The organism is Streptomyces zinciresistens K42 (assembly GCF_000225525.1).
GTDB classification, from domain to species: domain Bacteria; phylum Actinomycetota; class Actinomycetes; order Streptomycetales; family Streptomycetaceae; genus Streptomyces; species Streptomyces zinciresistens.
In genome coordinates this window covers 37,372-59,959 of the sequence record NZ_AGBF01000016.1, presented here as the reverse complement: position 1 = coordinate 59,959, position 22,588 = coordinate 37,372, and the positions used below count along the sequence as shown (strand labels likewise).

Here is a 22,588-nt window from a genome sequence, read left to right as displayed (position 1 = left end):
CTCAGCGCTCCGCCCGCCGCGCCTCGCGCACCCGGCGCAGCCGGTTCACCGTGACCGGGTCGTGGGCCAGCGCCCGCGGGTCGTCCAGCAGGGCGTTCAGCAGCTGGTAGTAGCGCACGGGCGCCAGGCCCAGCTCCTCGCGGACCGCCCGCTCCTTGGCGCCGGGGCCCGTGAAGCCCCGGCGCTCCAGGGCGAGGACGTCCCGCTCGCGGTCGGTGAGGGCGGGGGCGGGCTGGTGCTGGTCCATGACCCGCACCGTAGCGCCCGCCGCCGACAGCGGCGGCTACCCGGCGTTCTCCACCCGGGTCGCCGCGGCCTGGAGCCCGCCCAGGACGGCCGCCGGGTTGCCGCCCGGCGCGACCGCCGCGCCGACGCGCTTCTTGACGTCGGCGCTGATCGAGGCCCAGGAGGTGCGGCCGGCGGGGTAGAGCTCGGAGGCCGGCAGCTGCTCCAGGAAGGGCTTCAGGTCGGCGTCCCGCCGCGCGGCGGCCATCACGCCGGAGGCGGAGGTGGTGACGGGCAGCAGGTCGTACCTCCGGGAGAACTCCAGGACGTTGCGCTCTGAGTAGACGAAGTCGAGGAACGTCCCGGCCTGCTCGGCGTTGCCGTTCTGCTTGAAGGCCATCATCCAGTCGGCCACGCCCATCGACATCTCGGCGGGGCCGTCGGCGCCGGGCATGGGCACCATGCCGAACCTCACGCCCTTCTTCCGGGCCGGCTGCATCAGTGCGGGATGGCCGTTGAGCATGCCGACCTCGCCGTCGGCGAAGGCGGCGAACGCGTCGGCGCGGTTGAGCCTGCCGGGCGCCACGGGACCGGTGAGCCCCTTGCCGACGAGGTCGTTCTTGAGCCAGTTCAGGGTGGTGACGTTCGCGGCGGAGTCGATGCTGTAGGTGCCGAGCTGCGGGTCGGTGTAGCCGCCCCCGCCGCTGAGCAGCCACTGCATGGTCTCGGCCTGGGCCTCCTCGGGGCCGAGCGGCAGGGCGTAGGGGTACTTCACGCCCCGCGCCCGGAGCGCCTGCGCGGCGGAGGCCAGTTCCTGCCAGGTGGTGGGCGCGTCGAGCCCGGCCTTCGCGAAGAGGCTCTTGTTGTAGAAGAGCAGGCGCGTGGAGGAGGCGAACGGGATGCCGTACTGCACGCTGTCGACCTGCCCCGCCTCGGCGAGCTGCGCGACGATGTCGGCCTGGACGGGGATGGAGAGCAGTTCGTCGGCCCGGTAGAGCAGGCCCTTCGCGGCGTAGTCGGCGTACGCGCCGATCTGGGCGACGTCCGGCGGGTTGCCGGCGTCGACCATCTCCCTGACCTTGGCGTCGACGTCGTTCCACGAGTACACCGAGACGTCGACGCGCACGCCGGGGTTCTTCGCCTCGAACGCCCTGACCAGGCGCTCCCAGTAGGCGCGGGAACTGCCGGCCGCGCCGTCGCCGTAGTCCGCGGCCACCATCCTCAGCGTGACGCCGTCCGGGCCGCCGGAGCCTCCGCAGCCGGCGAGGACCGCCGCCAGGCCCAGCGCGGTCACCGCCGCGATCGCTCCCGTACGCCTACGACTACGCCGCTGCACGCAGAACCGCCCCACACCCGTGTTCGAAGATTTTGATTCGTCATACATATTGCTCCCATAGGTCTACACCACGTAAGTGGACTAGACCTCTCATGGGTACGCACGACACACTGTCCTCCGTGAGACACGTCATCGCCCTCGATGTGGGCGGCACCGGGATGAAGGCCGCCCTGGCGGGGGCGGGCGGCGAGCTGCTCCACCAGGCCCGCCGCCCCACAGGGCGCGAGCGCGGACCGGACGCGGTCGTCGCCGGCATCCTCGACTTCGCCGCCGAACTGCGCGCGCGGGGCGAGAAGCTGTTCGGCGAGAGCGCGGTGGCCGCGGGAGTCGCCGTCCCCGGGATCGTCGACGAGAAGCACGGCGTCGCCGCCTACGCGGCCAACCTCGGCTGGCGGGACGTACCGCTGCGGCGGCTGCTCGCCGAGCGGCTCGGCGGCGTGCCCGTCGCCCTCGGCCACGACGTGCGCACCGGCGGGCTCGCCGAGGGCCGCGTCGGCGCCGGACAGGGCGCCGACCGCTTCCTGTTCGTGCCGCTCGGCACCGGGATCGCCGGGGCCATCGGCATCGACGGCCGGGTGGAGGCGGGCGCGCACGGCTTCGCGGGCGAGATCGGCCACGTCGTCGTCCGGCCCGGCGGGTCCGCCTGCCCCTGCGGACAGCACGGCTGCCTGGAGCGGTACGCCTCCGCCGCCGCGGTGAGCGAGGCGTGGGCCGCCGCCTGCGGGGATCCGAAGGCGGACGCGGCCGACTGCGCGAAGGCCGTCGCGTCCGGTGACCCGAACGCCGTACGGATCTGGCAGGGCGCGGTGGACGCCCTCGCCGACGGCCTGGTCACCGCGCTCACCCTGCTGGACCCGCGCACCCTGATCATCGGTGGCGGGCTGGCCGAGGCGGGGGAAGTCCTGTTCGCACCACTGCGGGACGCCGTCCGCGCACGCGTCACCTTCCAGAAGCTGCCGTCCCTCGTCCCCGCGGCCCTGGGCGACACCGCCGGATGCCTGGGTGCCGGCCTCCTGGCCTGGGATCTCCTCGACCACACCGACCGTACGGAGGTAACCCCCTGATGGCGAACGCGCTAGAGGCGCGGGGAACTGCGCGACCCGCCACGACGCATCCGCAGCCCGCCGCGGACAAGGTGCCCCTCGTCCTGTCCGGCGCCGACGTGGTCCTGCCGTCGGGGACCCGTACCGGGGGCCGGGTGCTGGTCGACGGCGCCACGATCGCGGCCGTCGTCCCGGAGAACGCCGCGGTCGTCGACCTGAGCGGCCACTACGTGGTGCCGGGCTTCGTCGACCTCCACAACCACGGCGGCGGCGGCGCCTCCTTCACCTCCGGCACCGTCGAGGAGGTCCTGAAGGGCATCCGCACCCACCGCCTGCACGGCACGACCACCCTGGTCGCCTCCACCGTCACCGGCGACATGGACTTCCTCACCCGGCGCGCGGGGCTGCTCTCGGAGCTGGCCGAGCAGGGCGACATCGCGGGCATCCACTTCGAGGGGCCGTTCATCTCCCCCTGCCGCAAGGGCGCGCACTCCGAGGAGCTGCTGCGCGACCCCGACCCGCGGGACGTGCGCGCGCTGGTCGACGCGGCCCGCGGCCACGCCGCCATGGTCACCCTCGCCACCGAACTGCCCGGCGGCATCGACTCGGTGCGGATGCTCGCGGACCGCGGCGTGATCGCGGCCGTCGGCCACACGGACGCCAGCTACGAGCAGACGGTGCAGGCGATCGACGCCGGCGCCACGGTCGCCACGCACCTCTTCAACGCCATGCCGCCCCTCGGCCACCGCGAGCCCGGCCCGATCGCGGCGCTGCTGGAGGACGAGCGGGTGACCGTCGAGCTGATCAACGACGGCACGCATCTGCACCCGGCGGCCCTGGAGCTGGCCTTCCGGCACGCGGGCCCGGACCGGGTCGCCTTCATCACGGACGCCATGGACGCGGCCGGCTTCGGCGACGGGCGCTACATGCTCGGCCCGCTGGAGGTGGAGGTCGCCGACGGCGTGGCCCGGCTCGTCGAGGGCGGCTCGATCGCCGGCTCGACCCTCACCCTGGACCGCGCCTTCAAGCGCGCGGTGACCGTCGACCGGCTCCCGGTCCAGGACGCGGTGGCGGCCCTGTCGGCGAACCCGGCCAAGCTCCTCGGCCGCTACGACCGCATCGGCTCCCTGGAGCCCGGCAAGGACGCCGACCTGGTGATTTTCGACGCCGACTTCGACCTCAAGGGCGTCATGCGCCGCGGTGAATGGGTGATTGAGCCGCAACTGGGCTGATGTGTCCGCCTGTTGGGGGCGGCGGTCGTCCTGGGACACTGGGCCGGCCGCCGCTCTTTCGGCATGATCGGGAACCCGCGCGGGGCTCCCGGCGGACGGACGGCACGCACAGGGCGGGTTTCTTCGGGGGAGGTGGGCGCCGGTGATCCTCACGGTCACGCTGAACACCGCTCTCGACCTCACCTACCGGGTCCGGTCGTTGCGCCCGCACACCACGCACCGCGTCTCCGAGGTGACCGAACGCCCCGGCGGCAAGGGCCTGAACGTCGCCCGGGTACTGACGGCCCTCGGCCACCGGGTGACCGTCACCGGATTCACCGGCGGCGCGACCGGCGGGGTGGTCCGCGAACTGCTCGCCCTCGCCCCCGGGGTGCGGGACGCCCTGGTCCCCGTCGGCGGCCCGACCCGGCGCACCGTCGCCGTGGTCGACGAGCGCACCGGTGACACCACCCAGCTCAACGAGCCCGGCCCGACGGTCACGCACGCCGAGTGGTCCGCCTTCCGGGGGGCGTACGAGGATCTGCTCGCGTCGGCGTCGGCCGTGGCCCTGTGCGGCAGCCTCCCGCCGGGGGTGCCGGTGGGGGCGTACGCCGGCCTGGTGCGCGCCGCGCGGACGGCGGGGGTGCCGGTGCTCCTGGACACCGGCGGGGAGGCGCTGCGCCGGGGGGTCGCCGCCCGCCCGGACGTCATCAAGCCCAACGCCGCCGAGCTGGCCGAACTCACCGGCTCCCACGAGCCGTCGCGCGCGGTGCGGGACGCCCGCGGGCGCGGCGCCCGGTCCGTGGTGGCCTCCCTGGGCGAGGCGGGGGTGCTCGCCGAGACCCCCGAGGGGCGCTGGCGGGCGGCGCCGCCGACCCGGCTGCACGGCAATCCGACGGGCGCCGGCGACGCGGCCGTGGCGGGACTGCTGTCGGCCCTGGTCGAGGGCCTGCCGTGGCCCGAGCGCCTGGCCCGTGCGACGGCCCTGAGCGCGGCGAGCGTCCTGGCACCGGCGGCGGGCGAGTTCGACCGCGGGACGTACGAGGACCTGCTGACCCGGACCTCGGTGACCGCCGAGGCCACCGCGGCCTGAGCGCGGGGCCTACTTGACCCAGCCCTTGACCAGCCACACCTGGTCGATGAGGGCGTCGCACTGGTTGCCCTGCTCGCAGGAGACCTTGACGGTGTTGGTGCCCTTGTTGAGCTGGATCCAGTTGTAGGTCTTCGTCCAGCCCTTCTCGAAGTCGCCCTCCGGGGCGTTCGCCCAGTTCTTCAGGCCGACCGGGGTGGTGGACGCGGTGCCGTTGACGGTGAGCGTGGCGTTCATGTCCTTGCCGGGCACGCTGTAGCCGACGTAGACGGTGTACTTGCCGCTCTTGGGGATGCCGTTCATGGACCAGGTGAGCGAGGAGCCTGCCTGGTTGAGGCCGCCCACGTAGACGCCGCCGTCGGAGCGGGCGCCCTTGACGTCGGACGCGGCCGCGGCGCTGCCGCCGAGGGCCAGCGTCTTGGCGTCCGCCTTCGGCAGCTCGGCCTCCGTCTCGGCGCCGCCGCCCTGCGTGGGCTTGGACGGGGCGGCCTCGGACTGCGTCGGGGTCGTCTTGGCCTGGTCGCCGGAGCCGCCCGTGTTGTCCTCGCCGCCCAGCATGGCCACGCTGATGCCGATGACGACCGCCGCGACCACGGCGATGGCGCCGATCAGCAGGCCCTTGGTGTTGGGCCCGCGGCCGCGTCCGCCGCCGGAGCCGGAGCCGGAGCTGTAGGACACGTGGGTCGTGGGGGCGCCGCCGGGCAGCGTCTCGGGGGCGGCGTAATGGGCGCCGGACTGGCCGTGGGCACCCGGCTGCTGCGGTATGCCGGGCGGGGCGGCCTGCTGCTGGCCGTACTGCCGCTGGCCGACCGTACGCACCCGGTTGACGGTGTTCGGGTAGCCGTAGCCCCCGGACGGGGGCTGGGCGCCGTTGGCCTGCCCGTCGGCGTAGAGGTAGCCGAACGGGTCGTCGTCCTCGGGCGTGGTGCCGCCGTTGTTGCCGGACGTCATCCCTTGGTACTCCTCACCAGGTGCGGGCTTCGATGCATGGGGTCAGAAGGGCGAGCCTACCCGCTCCGGCGGACCCAAACGGGTGACTCACACCGCATCAGCTCGCTGACCTGGACTTCATCCAGCTCGTCTGTGCTGTTTGGGACGAGATCGTTTCTCTACGTACATCCGCTCGTCAGCGGACTTCAACACTTCGTCCGCGGTCATTCCGCAATGTGCCCATCCGATGCCGAAACTGGCGCCCACGCGCACGCCGCGCCCCTCGGCGCTGATGGGCTGGATGATCTCGTTGCGCAGCCGGACCGCGAGGTCCTGGGCGTCGGCCCGGCCGAGCCCGTCCGCGAGGATCACGAACTCGTCGCCGCCGAGCCGCGCCACGGTGTCCCCGTCGCGCACGCCCCGGGTCAGCCGCCGCGCGACCTCGATGAGCACCGCGTCACCCGCGTTGTGCCCGAAGCGGTCGTTGATCGACTTGAAGCCGTCGAGGTCGCAGAAGAGCACCGCGAGCCCCTTGGCGCCGTCGTCCCGCCCGGCCTCCTCCGGTGCGACCGTGTGCACGTGGTGGTCGAAGCCGTCGGGGGAGGGGGAGCCGGGGAAGTCGAAGCCGTGCCCGTTGGCGTCGAAGACGGCGGGGTGGCCGTAGGCCGTGTCCATGGACTCCAGGGCCCCGGCGGGCGTGGGGCGCCGGCACAGCCGGGAGGACAGCCGCGCGCGCAGCTCCGCGGAGTTCGGCAGGCCGGTGAGCGAGTCGTGCGAGGCGCGGTGGGCGAGGTGGAACTCGCGGCGCTTGCGGTCCTCTATGTCCTCGACGTGGGTCAGCAGGAAGCGGGGCCCGTCGGCGGCGTCCGCGACCACGCTGTTGCGCAGCGACACCCAGACGTGGGTGCCGTCGCGGCGCCCGAGCCGCAGCTCGGCGCGGCCGCCCTCGGCCGAGGTCCGCAGCAGGGTGCCGATGTCCTCGGGGTGGACGAGGTCGGAGAAGGCGTAGCGGCGCATCGCGGAGGCGGGACGGCCCAGCAGGCGGCACAGGGCGTCGTTGGTGCGCAGGATGCGGCCGTGCTGGTCGCCGCCCATCTCGGCGATGGCCATGCCGGAGGGGGCGTACTCGAACGCCTGCCGGAAGCTCTCCTCGCTGGCGCGCAGGGCCTGCTGGTCGCGCTCCAGGCGGACCAGTGCCCGCTGCATATTCGCGCGTAGACGTGCGTTGCTGATGGCGATCGCCGCCTGGAAGGCGTACATCTGGAGCGCCTCGCGGCCCCAGGCGCCCGGCAGCCGGCCGTTGCGCGGGCGGTCCACGGACAGGACGCCGATCAGCTCACCGCACGCGCCGCCCTTCCCGCCGGGTGTGTACATCGGCGCGAAGAGGCGGTCGGAGGGGTGCCACTCGTCCTCGAAGCGGGGGGCGGGACCGTCGGTGTACCACTGCGGGACGTCGTCGTCGTCGAGGATCCAGCCCTCGGTGTGGGGTATGAACACCAGGTCGCCCCAGCGCTCGCCCATGTTCAGCCGGCGGTCCCAGGAGTCCCGGGAGCCGACGCGGCCGGTGATCAGGGCCTCGGCGGCGGGGTTGCCGGCGAAGGCGGCGACGACGAGATCGCCGTCGGGGCGCACGAAGTTGACGCACGCGAGTTCGTAGCCGAGGCCGTCGACGACGCCGTCGGCGACGTTCTGGAGTGTGTCCGCCAGGCTTCGGGCCGTGTTCATGTCGGCCATGACCTGGTGGAGTTGCCGCAGGGTCGCAAGGCGGACGTAGGGCTCCGACTCGGTCTCCATGCTCGCCCTCCCCCCGAGACCTCACAGCGAATCAAGGGTTCTCTTCGGCGTATCGTCCTTGCTGGGTCTACGCCACTGAATCACAGCGCGCTGCCCACTCGGTACACAGGGTCAACAATTATTGGCTCTTGTGACTCAAGTCACAGCAAAACATGAGCAATTGAGCGACTTTTCTGCGTTTTTCCTGTGCTTTTACCGAACGCGACCGTGCGGCTCGCGTGGAGAAACCGCCCGCCCTCCGGGCCACGGTACGTCGCGAGTCCTAGGTCCGTTCTCGGGCGCAGGCCCGATGTGCCGCGCGCGGGAGGGAGATTAGCGTTTCCGGCGTGCCGAAGTCTTCCTCCCCCGCTGCGCCCGTGACCGCCGTCCTCCCCGCCTCCCTCGGCGGTGCCCGGCATGCTGAGGGGGTGAGCAACGACGAGTTCCGTGCCGCGATGTCGCGGCTGGCCGCCGGTGTGGTCCTGGTGACCGCGCTGGAGCCGCCGCTGGACCCCGACGACCCGCACGCCCCCGCCGGCGAGGACGTCGGCATGACGGCCACGGCGTTCGTGTCGGTGTCGCTGGACCCGCCGTTGGTGCTGGTCAGCCTGCGGGAGGGCTCGCGCATGGACGACCTCCTCGACGAGCAGCCGCTGTGGGCGGTGTCGGTCCTCGCCGAGAGCCAGCGGCACATCGCGGGCCGCTTCGCCATGAAGGGCCGCCTCAGCGACCGGCTGCTGTTCGCCGACATCCCCTACACGCGCGGGACCGAGAGCGGCGCCCCGCTGGTGGGCGGCGCCCTCGCGACGCTGGAGTGCCGTACCGAGCGGCGGGTGGCGGCGGGCGACCACACCCTGGTGATCGGCCGCGTCCTGGCCGCCTCGCTGCCGAGCGCGGAGGGCGGGCCGCTGACGTATTTCCGGGGGCGTTACCGGCATCTGAGGTGAGTACGCCCGCGGGTGGGGCTCCCGCACGCACGGGAGAGGGCGCCGGGCGCGAGGAGGGGGCGGCGGGCGCCGGAGTTCACGCCGGGGCGCGGCGGAGAGGGCGCCGGGCGCGAGGAGGGGGCGGCGGGCGCCGGAGTTCACGCCGGGGCGCGGCGGAGAGGGCGCCGGGCGCGAGGAGGGGGCGGGGCCGGTCAGCCCCAGTCCCGGCCCGAGCGCCCCCGCTTGGTCTGCGAGCGCTGCTTCTTCTCCCTCAGCCGCCGCTCGTTGATCCCGCGCGGGACGCGGGTCGCCCGGCGCGGCCTGGGCGGCGGCGCGGTCGCCTCGGCCAGGAGCGCGGCCAGCCGGACCGCGGCGGTCTCCCGGTTGCGCCACTGGGAGCGGTGCTCGGAGGCGCGCACGGCGATCACGCCGTCGGCCAGGCGGCCGGCGAGCCGCTCCAGCGCCCGGCGCTTCCACACCTCGGGCAGCGCCTCGGTCGCCGCCAGGTCGAACCGCAGCTCGACCTGCGAGTCCGTGGTGTTGACGTGCTGGCCGCCCGGACCGCTCGACCTGGAGAAACGCCACATGAGCTCGGCCTCGGGCAGGGAGACGGAGCCGCGCACGACATACGGACCGGACATGCCGTCCATGGTCCCCCGCCTGTCCGGTCCACGTCACGCGAATATCGCCCGGGTGCGGCCTACGGGTGCTCTTTGGTAAAGAAAGTAAAGACACCTGGAACCTGTGGCACCCCTCTCCGCGTTCATAGGGGTAGCTGTAGCTTCTAGCCGTACCGCAACGAGGGAAGGGACTCCCAACAATGGCTGTAAGCCTGTCCAAGGGTGGCAACGTCTCGCTCACCAAGGAGGCTCCGGGCCTGACCGCCGTCACCGTGGGCCTCGGCTGGGACGTCCGCACCACCACCGGCACGGACTTCGACCTCGACGCCTCGGCGATCGCGGTCAACAACCAGGGCAGGGTCTACTCGGACGCCCACTTCGTCTTCTTCAACAACAAGCAGACCCCGGACAGCACGATCGTCCACACCGGCGACAACCGCACGGGTGAGGGCGAGGGCGACGACGAGTCGATCAACGTCAACCTGGCGGGTCTCCCGGCCGACATCGACAAGATCGTCTTCCCGGTCTCGATCTACGACGCCGAGTCGCGCACGCAGAACTTCGGCCAGGTCCGCAACGCCTACATCCGCATCGTGAACCAGGCCGGCGGCGCCGAGATCGCGCGCTACGACCTGTCGGAGGACGCGGCCACCGAGACGGCCATGGTCTTCGGCGAGCTCTACCGCAACGGCGCCGAGTGGAAGTTCCGCGCCGTCGGCCAGGGCTACGCCTCGGGCCTGGTCGGCATCGCCCAGGACTTCGGCGTCAACGTCTGACGCCCACCGCCTCCTGGAGCCCCCGGCAGCGCAGGCTGCGGCCGGGGGCCTCCGGCGTGCCCCGGCCCGGATCGATCCGCCCCGGCGGCTCACCCGGCTGTTCGGGCCGCCGTTCGATAGGTTTGCCGGTGTGATCCTCGACCCCCTCCCCCGCAGCCCCGACCACGGCATCCCGGCCCCGCTGCTCACCGAGCTCACCGCCCTGTACGCCTCCCACCGGGACTTCCACGCCCTCAGCGGCGACTTCCCGGACCCGGACGACGTCCGGCCGGAGCAGGTGGCGGCCGCACTGGCCGGCGAACTGGCGCAGCCGGAGGCGGACGTCCTGCTCGCACGCAGCGCGGGACGGCTGATCGGCGTCGTCATCACCCTGGGCCGCCACCCGGAGCCGTCCGACCCCGACCCCTGGATCGGGCTGCTGATGATCGACGCCGCCGCACAGGGCCAGGGCCACGGCAGACGGCTGGCCGCCCTGGTGGAGGAGCGGTTCCGCGCCGAGGGCCGCGCAGCGGTGCGCCTCGCGGTCCTCGACACCGACCCCGCCGCGCTCGCCTTCTGGACCGCTCTCGGCTACGAGACGATCGGCCACGGCAGGGACCGCGAGCGCGACCGCCCCTGCACCGTCCTGCGCAAGCCGCTGACCCCGGTGCCGCGCACCCCACGCCACGCCGCCCGGGTGGTCGTGCTGGACCCCGAGGGCTCGGTGTTCCTGTTCCGCTACGACAACTCCGAGGTCGGCGTCCACTGGGCGCCGCCCGGCGGAGGGCTGGAGGCGCAGGAGACCCCCCGCGAGGGCGCCCTGCGCGAACTGCGCGAGGAGACCGGCTGGACGGACCTGGAACCGGGCCCCCTGCTGTGCACCTGGGAGCACGACTTCACCCACACGGGCACGCCGGTGCGCCAGCACGAGCACGTCTACCTCGCCCACGGTCCGCACCGCGAGCCGACCGGCGACGGGCTCGCCGCGGCCCACGCCGCCGACGGCATCCTCACCTGGCGCTGGTGGCCCCGCACCGAACTGGCCGACGCCCCGGAGCCGTTGTGGCCCCCGGACCTGGCCCGCCTGCTGGCCGAGCGGGACCCGGACGAGGACGCCTGAACCGACGCCGGCCTTGGCGGGGCGGACGATGCGGGGGTGCCCCGGGGCGGGCGCACCGGTACCGAGAGGCGGCGCGGCGGGCAGCGCGTGGCCGGGAGCGGGCCCGGCCCCCGGCCAGGCGTGCGCGGGCAGCGCGGGACCGGCGCCGCAGCCCATCCGGCGCCGGGCCGGGTCGGTGCGGGTCGGGGCGGTACGGGGCGGGCCGGGGCGAGGCAGGGCGGTACGGGTCGGGCCGGTACGGGTCGGGCCGGGGGTGGGGCGGGCCGGTACGGGTCGGGGTGGGGCGGGTCGGGGCGGGTCAGGGCGGGGCGCCCCCGGGGTTCACGGCTTGCCCGGCTTGCCGTCGCCGTAGAGCCAGACGCGCCAGATCTCGCTGAAGTCCTCGCGCGGGGCGTGCTTCTCCACGTACGCCGTGAAGTCGGCGGTGGTCGCGTTGCCGTGGCGGCGGGCCGCCGCCCAGCCGCGGAGGATGCCGCGGAAGGCGTCGTCGCCGACCGTCCGGCGGATCTGGTGGAGGACCATCGCGCCGCGCTGGTAGACGGGCGCGCCCGAGAGGGTCCCGGCGCCGGACGGCTCGGCGGGCGGGAAGGACCAGAGGTCCTCGTCCTCCTCGTCGCCGCGGTCGTACACGGCCCGGAAGGTCTCCTGGGCGCTGTCGCCGCCGCGGTCCTCCTCCCACAGCCACTCGGCGTAGGTCGCGAACCCCTCGTTGAGCCACATGTCCCGCCAGCTCCCGGGCGTCACGGAGTTGCCGAACCACTGGTGCGCCAGTTCGTGGACGAGCAGTCCGGTGCCGGGGGCGCCGGGGAAGACGGGCCGGTTCTGGGTCTCCAGGGCGTAGCCGGAGACGCCCTCGTCGGCGACGATCGCACCGGTGGAGGCGAAGGGGTAGGGCCCGAAGTTCTCCTCCCCCCACCGCACGACCTCGGGCAGCCGGGCCAGCGCCCGGCGGCCGGGGCCGGACTGGGAGGGGGCCACGGCGGAGTACACGGGCAGTTCACCGCCCTCCTTCGTGGTGACGGTGGAGCGGCTCACGGCGTAGTCGCCGACGGCGAGGGTGGCCAGGTAGGTGGCCATCGGCTCCGCCGTCCGCCAGCGGAAGCGCACCCGGCCGTCCCGCACCGTGGCCCGCTCGGCCAACTCGCCGTTGGAGACGACCTGGAGCCCCCGCGGCACGGTCACGGCGATGTCGTACGACGCCTTGTCGGACGGGTGGTGGTTGCCGGGGAACCACGCCATGGAACCGACCGGCTCCCCGAGCGCCAGGACCCCGTCGCCGGCCGGGAGCCAGCCCTCCTTCGAGCCGTCGGGGTCGGTGATCGTCTCCGGGACGCCGGAGTAGCGGACGGTCACCCGGAACGTCCGGCCCCGGCCCGGCTCGTCGCGCGGGCGTACGACGAGTTCCTGGCCGCTGCGGCTGAAGCGGGCCCGGCGCCCGTCGACGACGACCTGCTCGACGTCCATCCCCCTGAGGTCGAGGTCGAAGGCGGACAGGTCCTTGAGCGCCCGCGCGGTGATCGCGGCCGTGCCGGACAGCCGGCGGCCGGCGGGGTCGTAGGAGAGGTCCAGGGCGTAGCGGACGACGTCGTAGCCGCCGTTGCCGGCCCGGGGGAAGTACGGGTCGCGCAGGCCGGAACCGCCGGGGGTGCCGTCGACACCGCCGCAGGCCGCCGGCCCGAGGACGAGCAGCACGCCGAGCGCGGCCCGCAGGCCCCGTACGGCCGGCGGGGTCCGCGGGACCGGGCCGCGGGACGGGACGGCGGATGCGCGACGGAACACGTCAGTGATCCTATGAGCGGGGCCGCGTGACACCATGCCCAGCGTGCTCGACATCGGCTACGCCCTCTCCAACCGCTTCCCGGACCCCCCGCAGACGGACTACCGCCGCGCGGACGTCCGCGCCCTGCGCCACGACCTGTTCTGCGGCGACGTCTACCTCGCCGACACCGAGGCGGACCGCGAACTGTCCACAGCCTGGGGATGGGTGCCGGTGCTCGACTTCGCCTGGGCCCTGTGCGACATCGCCGAACGACTGGACCGCGACCCGGCCGGCTCCCGGGCCGCCCGCCCCCAGCACGCCGAACTGGACTTCACCGAGTCCACCGACCGCATGCTCTTCGAGCGCCGCTTCGGCTGGGTGGACATCGAGGCGGACTGGATGCCCGCCGAGGAGCCCCCGCTGTCCTTCTCCCACTCCGCCCTGCGCCGCGAGGCCCGCGACTTCCTGCACGACCTGCTCGCCGACCTGATCGACCTGCACGAGGACCTGGGCGAGAACCCGGCCGTCTGGACCCTCCAGGCCCGCTTCCCCCGCACCCGCTGACCCACCCGGACCCTCCCCTCCCCCTTTCTTCTCCTTCCTTCTCCTTCCTTGTCCTGCCTCCCCCTCCCCTCCGCCCTCCCTCGTCACCCCTCCACGCGAATCCCCCACTGCGCCGCCAGCACCGGGGCCAGGTCGAGCAGTTGGGCCGCGCTGATCACCGCGCCCGCCAGCCGGTCCAGCCCCCGTACGATCTCCAGCTGGGCCGCGCCCCGCAGATCGACGTCGGTCAGGCTCGCCCCCGTCAGGTCCGCCCCCCTGACCGCGCAGTCGGCGAACTCCACCCGCTCCAGCCGGGCGCCCCCGAAGTCCGGCTCGACCAGGACGCACCCCTCGAAGACGACGTCCCGGAGCCGTGCCGTGCGCAGATTCAGGTAGTCGATCTTGCCGCCCCGGATCACCACCCGCTCCAGCACCGCGCCGTGCAGCTGCACCCCGCCCAGCCGGGCGTCGGTCAGCTCCACGTCCCGCAGGGTCGCCTCGGCGAGATCGGTGCCCACCCCCCGGGGTGCCGTGAGCACCGAGTCGAGGAAACGGGCGTGCCGCAGCCTCGTCTCGTCCAGGACGCAGCCCCTGAGCGCGCAGTCCATGAACCGCGCGCCCCCGCCGTCCTGACCGCTCAGATCCTCCTCGCCGAACTCCAGCCCGTCGTAGTCCCCGTCCGGTTCCAGGACGCCGCCGCCGAAGGGGTCCAGCGGCGGCAGCCGCACCCCGGGCCGCCGCGCGGCCCGCACCGCTCCCCTGCCCGGTCCGCCGCCCGCACCCGTCGCTCTCCTCACCATGCCCCCATGCTGCACCCCGGCACTGACAGTCCCCCCGCCCGAGCCCGGCCGTGCGGCGCGTCCCGCCGGCCCCGCCGGCCGCCGCCCCGCCCGGCGGACCGGTCCGCCCCAGATGCGACGCGACCCGAACCATGGTCTTCTGGCGAGATGACAGTCACCCGAACGGGTGAATCAGCCCGGGAAGCAGATCCCCGCCGCTGGTGGGGACTCGTGGTCATCGCCCTCGCGCAGCTGATGGTCGTCCTCGACGCGACCATCGTGAACATCGCACTCCCCTCGGCCCAGGAGGACCTGGGCATCTCCGACGGCAACCGGCAGTGGGTGATCACCGCCTACACGCTGGCGTTCGGCGGGCTGCTGCTGCTCGGCGGCCGGATCGCCGACCTCGTCGGCCGCAAACGCACCTTCGTCATCGGCCTCGTCGGCTTCGCCGCCGCCTCCGCGCTGGGCGGCGCCGCCACCACGGCCGGCATGCTCTTCGGCGCCCGCGCCCTCCAGGGCGTCTTCGCCGCCGTCCTCGCCCCGTCCGCGCTGTCCCTGCTGACGACGACGTTCAGCGACCCCAAGGAGCGCGGCAAGGCGTTCGGCATCTACGGCGCCCTGGCCGGCAGCGGCAGCGCGATCGGGTTCATCGTCGGCGGTCTGCTCACCGAGTACCTGGACTGGCGCTGGTGCCTGTACGTCAACGTCCCGATCGCGGTGATCGCCGTGATAGGCGCGCTCGCCCTGCTGCACGACAGCCCCACCCACGAGGGCGCCCGCCTGGACGTGCCGGGCGCGGTGCTCGGCTGCGGCGGCCTGGTCGCCCTCGTCTACGGATTCGCCGAGGCCGAACCGCGCGGCTGGACCGACCCCCTGGTGCTCGGCCTCTTCGCGGGCGGCATCGCCCTGCTCACCGCGTTCGTGTGGTGGCAGACCAGGGCACCCGTGCCGCTGCTGCCGCTGCACATCGTCAAGGACCGCAGCCGGGCCGGCTGCTTCCTGACCATGGCCCTGGCCGTCATCGGGATGTTCGGCCTGTTCCTGTTCCTGACCTACTACCTCCAGGTCATCCTCGACTACTCGCCGGTGCTGACCGGGCTCGCCTTCCTGCCCCTGACGGCCGCGATCATCATCGGCTCCACCCAGATCGCCGCTCGCCTCATGAACCGGGTGGCCCCCCGCCTGCTGATGGCCCCGGGCGCCCTGCTCGCGGCGGTCGGCATGGTGCTGCTGACCCGGCTGACCGTGGACTCCTCGTACTCCGGCGACATCCTGCCCGCGCTGATCCTGCTCGGCCTCGGCATGGGCCTGATCTTCATGCCGGTGTTCGCGACGGCGACGGCGGGCGTGGCCCCGCAGGACTCCGGAGTGACCTCGGCGACCGTCAACACCGCCCAGCAGGTGGGCGGTTCCATCGGTACGGCCCTGCTCAACACGATCGCCACGACCAGCAGCACGGCCTGGATCGCCGCCCACCTCACCGACCCCGCGCAGCGGGAGCTGGTGACCAAGCAGGGGATCGTGCACGGCTACACCGTCGCGATCTGGTGGGCCGCCGCCATCATGCTGCTGGCCGGTGTGGTCGCGGCCCTGATGGTGACGGCGAAGGCACCCCGGCACGGGACACCGCACCAGGAGCAGCTCGCGGAACGCGCGGTCTGAGCCCTGCCCGCGGGCGCCCGGCCCGGCACCGGGGTCCGGGCCCCGCGGCAGGGGCCCGTCGCGGCACCGGCCGTCCACGCTCCGCGCCCGGCACCGGCGCTCAGTGCCGCCCGGCGACCCGGTCCGCGATCCGGGCCAGCCGGGAGGACCCGGCCCCGCTGGTGCGGCGCTCGCGCCGGTCCGCCGCCCGGTAGGCGGCGTACAGCCCGTGCACCCCCAGCCAGCGCAGCGGCTCCGGCTCCCACTTGCGCACCTTGTGCCCCGCCCACGGCAGGTCGGTGAGTTCCGTGCGCCCGCCCTGCCCGGAGTCGAGCTGTACGAGGTCCCGCAGCGTGCGCGCGGCGAGATGGGCGGTGGCGACGCCCGAGCCGACGTACCCGCCCGCCCAGCCGAGCCCTGTCGAGCGGTCCAGCGTCACCGTCGCGCACCAGTCGCGCGGCACGCCCAGCACCCCGGACCAGGCGTGCTCGACCCGCACCCCGGCGAGCGCCGGGAAGAACGCGACCAGCAGCTCGCGCAGGGCCTCCACCGTCTCGGGCCGGGTGCGCCCGTCGTTGTCGGTGCGCGACCCGTAGCGGTACGGCACCCCGCGCCCGCCCAGCGCGATCCGCCCGTCGGCGGTGCGCTGCGCGTACATGTAGGCGTGCGCCATGTCGCCCAGCGTCTCGCGCCCCGCCCAGCCGACCGACGCCCACTGCGCGTCGGTCAGCGGCTCGGTGGCGATCATCGACGAGTTCATCGGCAGCCAGGTCCGGCGCTGGCCCTTGAGCCCGGCCGTGAAGCCCTCGGTGCAGCGCAGCACGTAGGGCGCGCGCACGGTGCCGTACGGGGTGACCGCGTGCTGGGGCCGGATCTCCGTCACCGGTGTCAGCTCGTGGATCGTCACGCCCAGCGCCTCGACGGCCGCCGCGAGGGCCTTGACCAGCTTCACCGGGTGCAGCCGCGCGCCGTGCGGCGTCCACGTCGACCCGACCGCGTCGGCCACCCGGATGCGCTCGGCGGTCTCCCGGGCGCCGAGCAGTTCGCGGTCCTTCTCCCCGAACGTCAGCTCGTGCGCGTGGAAGTCCTTCAGCCGCGCCCACTGCGCGGGGGTCCGGGCGACCTCCAGCACCCCGCCCTTGTGCACGGCGGCGTCGAAGCCCTCCTCGTCCGCGACGCGGATGACCTCGTCGACGGTGTCGTTCATGGCCCGCTGAAGCCGTACGGCCGCCTCCCGGCCGTGCAGCTTCGCGTACCGGTCGCGGCCCGCGACGCCGTTGTAGAGCCAGCCGCCGTTGCGCCCGGAGGCGCCGTAGCCGCAGAACCGCCGCTCCAGCACGGTGATCCGCAGGAAGGGGGCCGCCTTCTTCAGGTAGTACGCGGTCCACAGTCCCGTGTACCCGCCGCCGACGATCACCACGTCCGCCGCGGAGTCGCCGCCCAGCGGCTCCCGCACGGCGGGCAGGCCGTCGTCCGCGTACCAGAAGGAGATGCCGCCGTTCACCGTGCCGCTGACCGATCCGCTCATGCGAGGACGGTAGTTCGCGGCCGCCGATTCCGGGAGCCCCGGACGGCCCACGAGGTGATCGGCGCCCGTACGACGCCCCCGCGCGGCCGAGGCCCTGCCCGGCCGTACGACGCCCCCGCGGCCGAGGCCCTACCCTCGCGACCATGATTCGCACCGCCACCCCGGCCGACGTCCCCGACCTGCACGCCCTGATCCGCGAACTCGCCGAGTACGAGAAGGCCGTCGAGGAGGCCAGGGCGACCCCCGGGCAGCTGCACGAGGCCCTGTTCGGCGAGCACCCCGCGGTCCACGCCCATGTCGCGGTCGACGACCGCAGCGGCGAGACCGTCGGCTGCGCCCTGTGGTTCCTGAACTTCTCGACCTGGCGCGGGGTCCACGGCATCTACCTCGAAGACCTCTACGTCCGCCCCACCGCCCGCGGCGCCGGCCACGGCAAGGCCCTGCTCACCGAGCTGGCCCGGCTCTGCGTGGCCCGCGGCTACCAGCGCCTGGAGTGGTCCGTCCTGAACTGGAACACCCCGTCCATCGCCTTCTACGAGTCCCTCGGCGCCCGTCCCCAGGACGAGTGGACGGTGTACCGGCTGACGGACGAGTCCCTCACGGCCCTCGGCGGCGAACGCCGCTGAGTCCCGCGGAACGCACCTACCCCGCCCGCACCGCCGGCGCCCCGCACGCGGCCAGCTCCGCCAGTTGCCCGGCGACGGCCTCGCCGATCGACTCCGCGTCGGCGGGCCGCAGGTGGCTCACCACGGTGAGGGTGTACGTGTCGGCCGAGTGCACCAGGCACAGGTTCGCCGTGCCCGGCGGGGCGAGCTGCGGCAGCGGCACGATCCGCGCCAGCCCGCGCCCGTGCAGCCGGGCGGCGCCGTCGCGCCACTTGAACGCCGTGCACAGGCTGGTGGTGAGCTCGGGGCGGGCCAGCCGCCGGGCCATCACGTCGGCCAGCCACGGGAGCCGGCGCGCGGTCGCGAGCAGCGGCGGGAGGATCGCCCGGTGCGCGGCGCAGCGGTGCTCGAACCCGGCCACCTCCTCCTGGCAGGCCCGCAGCCGCGCCACCGGCGAGTCGAGGTCGACCGGCAGCGGGACGCGCAGCGCGGTGACGCCGTTGCCGAGTCGCTGCCCGTCCCGGCGCTCGCGCAGATCGACGGGCACGGTGGCGAACAGCGGGGCGCCCGCGGCCGGCCAGGCGGACAGCGGCCCGTGGCAGGCGCGCAGGGCACCGGCGTACGCGCTCAGCAGCAGCTCGTTGAGGGTGGCGCCGCGCCCGCCGGCCGGCTGTCTGCGGGCCTGCCGCATCACCTGCGGGTCCAGCGGCACCACCGCCACCGAGGGCCGCCGCTCGCCGGCGGCGGAGGCGGGCAGCGGCCGGCCGGAGGCGCCGATGCGGCGCAGCTCGCGTCCCACGGTGGCGAGTCGGACGGGCGGGCGGGGCGGCACGGCAGCGGCCGGTGACGGCGGACGCGGCGGCGCGGCGTCGTCCATCAGCATCCGGAAGAGGGTGTCCAGGGAGCGGCCGTCCAGCAGCGCGTGGTGGGCGAGCAGGACGACGGCGCACTCACCGGCCGCGGTGGCGTCGCGCGCCACCAGCAGCCGCCACAGGGGCCGGTCGTCGGGCAGCGCGTGCGCGACGCCGTCGGCCAGCAGGGCGTGCAGCGGCCGGTCGGTGGCGGTGACGTGCGCGACGGGGTCGAACGGCCGCGGCGTCCACCGGTGCCCCCGCAGCGCGGCCGGCCCGGCGGGCGGTGCGAGGACGAGGCTCATCCGGTCCAGGCCGCCCCATCGCTCCCGGACCCGGGACCGCACACGGGCCAGGTCGAACGGCGCTCCGCCGCCGGGGAACAGCGCGGCGATGCCGATCGTCCCCGGCAGCCCGTTGCGCAGGTGCCCTTCCTCGATGGCCGTCAGCCTCATCTTCCCCAGCCTTCCGTTCCCAGATCCCCGCCTGCCGCCCCGTCCCGCCGCCGCTCAGCCGGCCGGCCGGGCGTCCGGTGAGTCCAGGACGACACAGGCGTTGTGTCCTCCGAAGGCGAAGCTGTTGCTGAGCACCGGCCCGTCGGAGATCTTGCGCGCCTCGCCCGTGACCACGTCCAGCTCGCAGCGCGGGTCGAGCCGGGTCAGATGCGCCGTCGGCGGCGCGAGCCCCTCGCGTACCGACAGGGCGGTGATGACGGCCTCCAGCGCGCCCGCCAGCCCCAGTCCGTGCCCGGTCACCGCCTTGGGCGCGGTCACCGGCACCCCGGCCGGTCCGAACAGCGCCGTGATCGCGCGCGCCTCGGCCAGGTCGTTGAGCTCGGTGCCGGTGCCGTGCGCGTTGACGTGGGTGACGGCGTCGGCGGTGGTCCCTGCGTCCGCGAGCGCCTGTTCCATGCACGCCCGCGCACCGGCCCCGTCCGGATGGGGGGCCGTGAGGTGGAAGGCGTCGGAGGTGCGGCCGTAGCCGGTGAGCGTCGCGTGGATGCGGGCGCCGCGCGCGCGGGCCAGGTCCAGCCGCTCCAGCACCAGGAAGGCGGCGCCCTCGGCGAGCACGAACCCGCGCCGCGCGGCGTCGAAGGGCCGGGACGCGTACGCGGCGTCCTCGCGGGCGGTGACCATCGCGCCGGCCCGTCCGAAGGCCAGCGCGGTCGTCGCCGTCAGCGGGCTGTCGTGGCCGCCGGCGACGACGACGTCGGCGCAGCCCGCGCGGATCATCTGCATCGCCTCGCCCACCGCGTGCGTACCGGAGGCGCAGGCGGTGGAGACCGTCAGACTCGGGCCGGTGACACCGAGCCTGCTGCTGATCCAGTACGCGCCGGCGTTGTTCATCAGCCGGGGCGCGTACAGCACGTCGGGGTGCCCGATGCCGTTCTCCTGGCTGATCACGCCGCCGTAGCCGGTGCCGGTGACCACCGCCCGCCGGGCGCCGGGGACCTGGAGGCCGCCCGCGTCCTCGGCCGCGTCCAGGGCGGCGCACACGGCGAGCTGCACCGACCGGTCCGCCCGCCGCAGCTCCTTGGGCGCCAGGTACCCGGCGGGGTCGAAGTCGCGCATCGGGGCGGCGGGGTGGACGACGGCGCCCTCGTCGTCGAAGGTGTGCGCGGTGATCGCCGAACGGCCGTGCAGCAGGCTCTCCCACAGCGCCTCGGGGCTGGCCCCGGCCGCGCAGCGAACGCCCAGGCCGGTGACGGCGACCGCGTGCCGGCCGGTCACCGGACGAGCGGGCTGGGGACGTCGGGAGCACCGGCGCGCAGGCGCACGATCAGGTCGGCGACATCACCCACGGTGGACACCCGGGTCTTGTCGGTGCCCCGCAGGACCACGCCGAACAACTCCTCCGACGCGGCCTCCAGTTCGGTGATGTCCAGGCTGTCCGCCCCGAGATCGGCGACCAGCCGGGCCTGCGGCACCACCGCCTCCGCCGGCACCGACATCACCTGCGCGCACAGGGGGCGCAGCGCTTCCCATACGTCGCCGTGTTCCGCTTCCATGCAACTGCCTCCATCTCGTGGTGCCGTCAGGGAACCGACGGCGTCGCCGTGCGGGCCCATGTCTCGAACTCCGTGACGACCGCGTCGGCGAGCCGTCCGGCGTCGTCCGGGCGCAGGTGGCACACCACGGTGAGCGTGAACGCGTCCCCCACCTGTGCCAGGGCGAAGCTGGCCGTGCCCGGACGCTGGAGCGGCGGCAGTCCCACCGTGCGCACCAGCGGGCGCCCCTCGAAGGCGCCTGTTCCGCCGGGCCACTTCATGGCCGTGGTCGCGGTCGCCGAGAAACAGGTGTGGCGGCCCCGGTCGGTGAGCAGCCGGGTCACCCACGGCCCGGTGCGGCGAACCGCTTCTGCAGCGGGAAACAGCACACCGGCGTGGACGGCGGCCCGCTCGGGGACCGTGGCCATCGCGGCCTGGCAGGCCCGCAGCCGGGCGACGGGCCCCGTCACGTCCACGGGCAGCGGCACCCGAACGACCGTGACGGTGTTGCCCAGTTCCGCGGTGTTCGCGCCGGTGCGCAGATCGCACGGTACGGCCGTGTAGACGGGCTCGGTCCGCGAGCGCCACCGCTCCACCGGCCCGAACTCGGCGCGCAGCGCCCCTGCGACGGCGCCCACCAGCAGCTCGTTGAGCGTCGCCCCCCGGCCGTCCGCGGGTTGCCGCCGCGCGGAACGGACGGTCCGCGCGGGGAGTTCGCGCACATGTACCGACGCGCACGCCTCGCCGGGCGAACGCAGCGGTACGGACTGTCCGGTGGCGGTCAGCGTCCGCAGTTCCCGGCCCGCCTCGCGCAGCCCGCCGCGCACCGCGGGGGCCGGCCGCGCGGACTCCCGCGCGGTGGCGGGGCCGTCCGTGAGCCGGCGCATCAGCGTCGCGAGGGAACGGCCGTCCAGCAGCGTGTGCTGTGCCACGAGGACCAGCGCGAAGTCGCCGCCGTGCCCGGCGTCCGGGACGACGAACAGCCGCCAGGGGGGCGTCCCGTCGGGAAGCGGCCGGTCCACACTGCGTGCCAGCAGGTCGTCGAGGCCGCCGCGGACCACGGACACATGGGCGGCGGCGTCGAACGGGCCGGGCAGGGTCCAGCGGGCGGCGCGCGGGCCGAACGGCAGCCGCCGCGCGGCACCGTGGCCGCTCGCGGGCCGCTCCAGTACGCGGCTCAGCCGCTCCAGGCCCGACCAGCGCTCGGCGACCCGCGCCCGCACGAGGTCCGTCGCGGGCGGCTCGCCGGAGAAGACCGCCGCGAGGGCGATGACGCCGGGGCAGCCGTTGAGCAGCAGCATCTCGTCGGCGTAGGACAGTCTGCTGCGGGGGATCTTCAGCAAGGCCGACTTGCCCAAGGGACCACTCCTCGCCGTCCGTTCCGTCCAGCCTCGTGAGCCGACGAGATCACCATACACGTAGAGTCACGCCTCATCGACCGAGCGTCGCCACACGGTCCGTCCCGCTCCCGGAGGGGCCGGACGGCAGTCCGACGCCCGCCCCGTGACGGAGCGGGCGTGGAACGGAACGCCGTGGGCGGCTACTTGAGCGCCGAGCTGTTGCAGCCCATGTCCGAGCCGAGGTTGCTGGGCTGGGAGCCCGGCGAGCCCTCGCCGTTGAGCGCGTTGGCCAGGGCGCCGTTGAGAGCGCCGAGGTTGCCGAGGACGTCGATGTTCATGTCGTGCGAACGGCACTCGATGCCCTGCGTGACGTCGACGTCGTGGGCCGCCGCCTCACCGTGGGCGAAGGCGGTGCCCATGCCGAGGGAACCGACACTGCCGAGGACGGCGCCGACGAGGGCGGCCTTGTGGAGCTTGCGCATTTCTTCTCCGTTGGTCGAGCTGTTGGGGGGGGTGCGGCGGA

22 protein-coding genes are annotated in these 22,588 nt (G+C 74.3%); 9 read left to right on the top strand and 13 right to left on the bottom strand.

What is annotated here, in order from left to right:
• Nucleotide 1: 1 nt before the first annotated feature.
• Entirely contained in the window at nt 2-247 is a 246-nt protein-coding gene (locus tag SZN_RS08300) for a DUF3263 domain-containing protein (protein WP_007493262.1), read from the bottom strand.
• A gap of 36 nt (nt 248-283) precedes the next feature.
• Nucleotides 284-1,519, bottom strand: a complete 1,236-nt coding sequence (locus SZN_RS08295; RefSeq protein ID WP_007493261.1) for an ABC transporter substrate-binding protein — start codon at nt 1,517-1,519, stop codon at nt 284-286.
• A gap of 134 nt (nt 1,520-1,653) precedes the next feature.
• Between SZN_RS08295 and SZN_RS08290 the strand changes: the two genes are divergently transcribed.
• The 3 genes from SZN_RS08290 to SZN_RS08280 all read left to right on the top strand — a co-directional run bounded on the left by SZN_RS08290 (nt 1,654) and on the right by SZN_RS08280 (nt 4,908).
• Nucleotides 1,654-2,625, top strand: coding sequence for an ROK family protein (locus tag SZN_RS08290; protein WP_007493260.1), 972 nt, complete (start codon nt 1,654-1,656; stop codon nt 2,623-2,625).
• Nucleotides 2,625-3,836 (top strand): N-acetylglucosamine-6-phosphate deacetylase, encoded by a 1,212-nt coding sequence (nagA, locus tag SZN_RS08285; RefSeq protein WP_078508495.1) that lies wholly within the window; start codon nt 2,625-2,627, stop codon nt 3,834-3,836. Before SZN_RS08290 ends, nagA begins: the two co-directional genes overlap by 1 nt.
• 142 nt (nt 3,837-3,978) lie before the next feature.
• Nucleotides 3,979-4,908 (top strand): 1-phosphofructokinase family hexose kinase, encoded by a 930-nt coding sequence (locus SZN_RS08280; RefSeq protein WP_007493256.1) that lies wholly within the window; start codon nt 3,979-3,981, stop codon nt 4,906-4,908.
• Nucleotides 4,909-4,917: 9 nt separating this feature from the next.
• Here SZN_RS08280 and SZN_RS08275 read toward each other — a convergent pair whose 3' ends face one another.
• Both SZN_RS08275 and cdgB read right to left on the bottom strand, forming a co-directional pair.
• Nucleotides 4,918-5,856: a CBM35 domain-containing protein gene (locus SZN_RS08275; protein WP_007493254.1), complete on the bottom strand. Its 939-nt coding sequence runs from the start codon at nt 5,854-5,856 to the stop codon at nt 4,918-4,920.
• A 117-nt stretch (nt 5,857-5,973) separates the two neighbouring features.
• A complete protein-coding gene (cdgB, locus tag SZN_RS08270) occupies nt 5,974-7,629 on the bottom strand; it encodes a diguanylate cyclase CdgB (protein WP_007493253.1) in 1,656 nt (551 codons plus the stop codon).
• A 356-nt stretch (nt 7,630-7,985) separates the two neighbouring features.
• On the opposite strand from cdgB, the gene SZN_RS08265 reads away from it, so the two are divergent.
• Entirely contained in the window at nt 7,986-8,555 is a 570-nt protein-coding gene (locus SZN_RS08265) for a flavin reductase family protein (RefSeq protein WP_086021351.1), read from the top strand.
• A gap of 191 nt (nt 8,556-8,746) precedes the next feature.
• Here SZN_RS08265 and arfB read toward each other — a convergent pair whose 3' ends face one another.
• The gene (gene arfB, locus SZN_RS08260) at nt 8,747-9,184 is read right to left on the bottom strand and encodes an alternative ribosome rescue aminoacyl-tRNA hydrolase ArfB (protein ID WP_007493249.1); all 438 of its coding nucleotides are present in this window, start codon (nt 9,182-9,184) and stop codon (nt 8,747-8,749) included.
• Between the two features lie 170 nt (nt 9,185-9,354).
• On the opposite strand from arfB, the gene SZN_RS08255 reads away from it, so the two are divergent.
• Together SZN_RS08255 and SZN_RS08250 are read left to right on the top strand one after the other, a co-directional pair.
• Nucleotides 9,355-9,930: a TerD family protein gene (locus tag SZN_RS08255; protein ID WP_007493247.1), complete on the top strand. Its 576-nt coding sequence runs from the start codon at nt 9,355-9,357 to the stop codon at nt 9,928-9,930.
• A gap of 130 nt (nt 9,931-10,060) precedes the next feature.
• Nucleotides 10,061-11,029, top strand: coding sequence for a bifunctional GNAT family N-acetyltransferase/NUDIX hydrolase (locus SZN_RS08250; protein ID WP_007493245.1), 969 nt, complete (start codon nt 10,061-10,063; stop codon nt 11,027-11,029).
• 321 nt (nt 11,030-11,350) lie between these two features.
• Here the strand turns inward: SZN_RS08250 and SZN_RS08245 are convergent, their stop codons facing one another.
• The gene (locus SZN_RS08245) at nt 11,351-12,862 is read right to left on the bottom strand and encodes a M1 family metallopeptidase (protein WP_425274421.1); all 1,512 of its coding nucleotides are present in this window, start codon (nt 12,860-12,862) and stop codon (nt 11,351-11,353) included.
• Between SZN_RS08245 and SZN_RS08240 the strand changes: the two genes are divergently transcribed.
• Entirely contained in the window at nt 12,852-13,352 is a 501-nt protein-coding gene (locus SZN_RS08240; protein ID WP_043729285.1) for a hypothetical protein, read from the top strand. The genes SZN_RS08245 and SZN_RS08240 overlap by 11 nt on opposite strands.
• 83 nt (nt 13,353-13,435) lie before the next feature.
• Here the strand turns inward: SZN_RS08240 and SZN_RS08235 are convergent, their stop codons facing one another.
• Nucleotides 13,436-14,131, bottom strand: coding sequence for a pentapeptide repeat-containing protein (locus SZN_RS08235; RefSeq protein WP_050815030.1), 696 nt, complete (start codon nt 14,129-14,131; stop codon nt 13,436-13,438).
• A gap of 147 nt (nt 14,132-14,278) precedes the next feature.
• Here SZN_RS08235 and SZN_RS08230 point away from each other — a divergent pair, with 147 nt between their 5' ends.
• Complete coding sequence (locus SZN_RS08230) at nt 14,279-15,775, top strand: MFS transporter (protein WP_078508493.1); 1,497 nt, start codon at nt 14,279-14,281, stop codon at nt 15,773-15,775.
• Between the two features lie 100 nt (nt 15,776-15,875).
• Here the strand turns inward: SZN_RS08230 and SZN_RS08225 are convergent, their stop codons facing one another.
• Nucleotides 15,876-17,282, bottom strand: coding sequence for an NAD(P)/FAD-dependent oxidoreductase (locus SZN_RS08225; RefSeq protein WP_007493236.1), 1,407 nt, complete (start codon nt 17,280-17,282; stop codon nt 15,876-15,878).
• Between the two features lie 143 nt (nt 17,283-17,425).
• Here SZN_RS08225 and SZN_RS08220 point away from each other — a divergent pair, with 143 nt between their 5' ends.
• On the top strand, nt 17,426-17,908 hold the full coding sequence (locus SZN_RS08220) for a GNAT family N-acetyltransferase (RefSeq protein ID WP_007493233.1): 483 nt from the start codon (nt 17,426-17,428) through the stop codon (nt 17,906-17,908).
• A gap of 16 nt (nt 17,909-17,924) precedes the next feature.
• Here the strand turns inward: SZN_RS08220 and SZN_RS08215 are convergent, their stop codons facing one another.
• The 5 genes from SZN_RS08215 to SZN_RS08195 all read right to left on the bottom strand — a co-directional run bounded on the left by SZN_RS08215 (nt 17,925) and on the right by SZN_RS08195 (nt 22,547).
• Nucleotides 17,925-19,193: a wax ester/triacylglycerol synthase domain-containing protein gene (locus SZN_RS08215; protein WP_007493231.1), complete on the bottom strand. Its 1,269-nt coding sequence runs from the start codon at nt 19,191-19,193 to the stop codon at nt 17,925-17,927.
• Between the two features lie 54 nt (nt 19,194-19,247).
• Nucleotides 19,248-20,468 (bottom strand): beta-ketoacyl-[acyl-carrier-protein] synthase family protein, encoded by a 1,221-nt coding sequence (locus SZN_RS08210; protein ID WP_007493229.1) that lies wholly within the window; start codon nt 20,466-20,468, stop codon nt 19,248-19,250.
• Complete coding sequence (locus SZN_RS08205; protein WP_007493228.1) at nt 20,465-20,746, bottom strand: acyl carrier protein; 282 nt, start codon at nt 20,744-20,746, stop codon at nt 20,465-20,467. Before SZN_RS08205 ends, SZN_RS08210 begins: the two co-directional genes overlap by 4 nt.
• 26 nt (nt 20,747-20,772) lie before the next feature.
• Nucleotides 20,773-22,083 carry a WS/DGAT domain-containing protein gene (locus tag SZN_RS08200; RefSeq protein ID WP_007493225.1) on the bottom strand — a complete coding sequence of 437 codons (1,311 nt, stop codon included), beginning with the start codon at nt 22,081-22,083 and terminating at the stop codon, nt 20,773-20,775.
• Between the two features lie 182 nt (nt 22,084-22,265).
• Nucleotides 22,266-22,547: a hypothetical protein gene (locus SZN_RS08195; RefSeq protein ID WP_007493223.1), complete on the bottom strand. Its 282-nt coding sequence runs from the start codon at nt 22,545-22,547 to the stop codon at nt 22,266-22,268.
• Nucleotides 22,548-22,588: the final 41 nt, after the last annotated feature.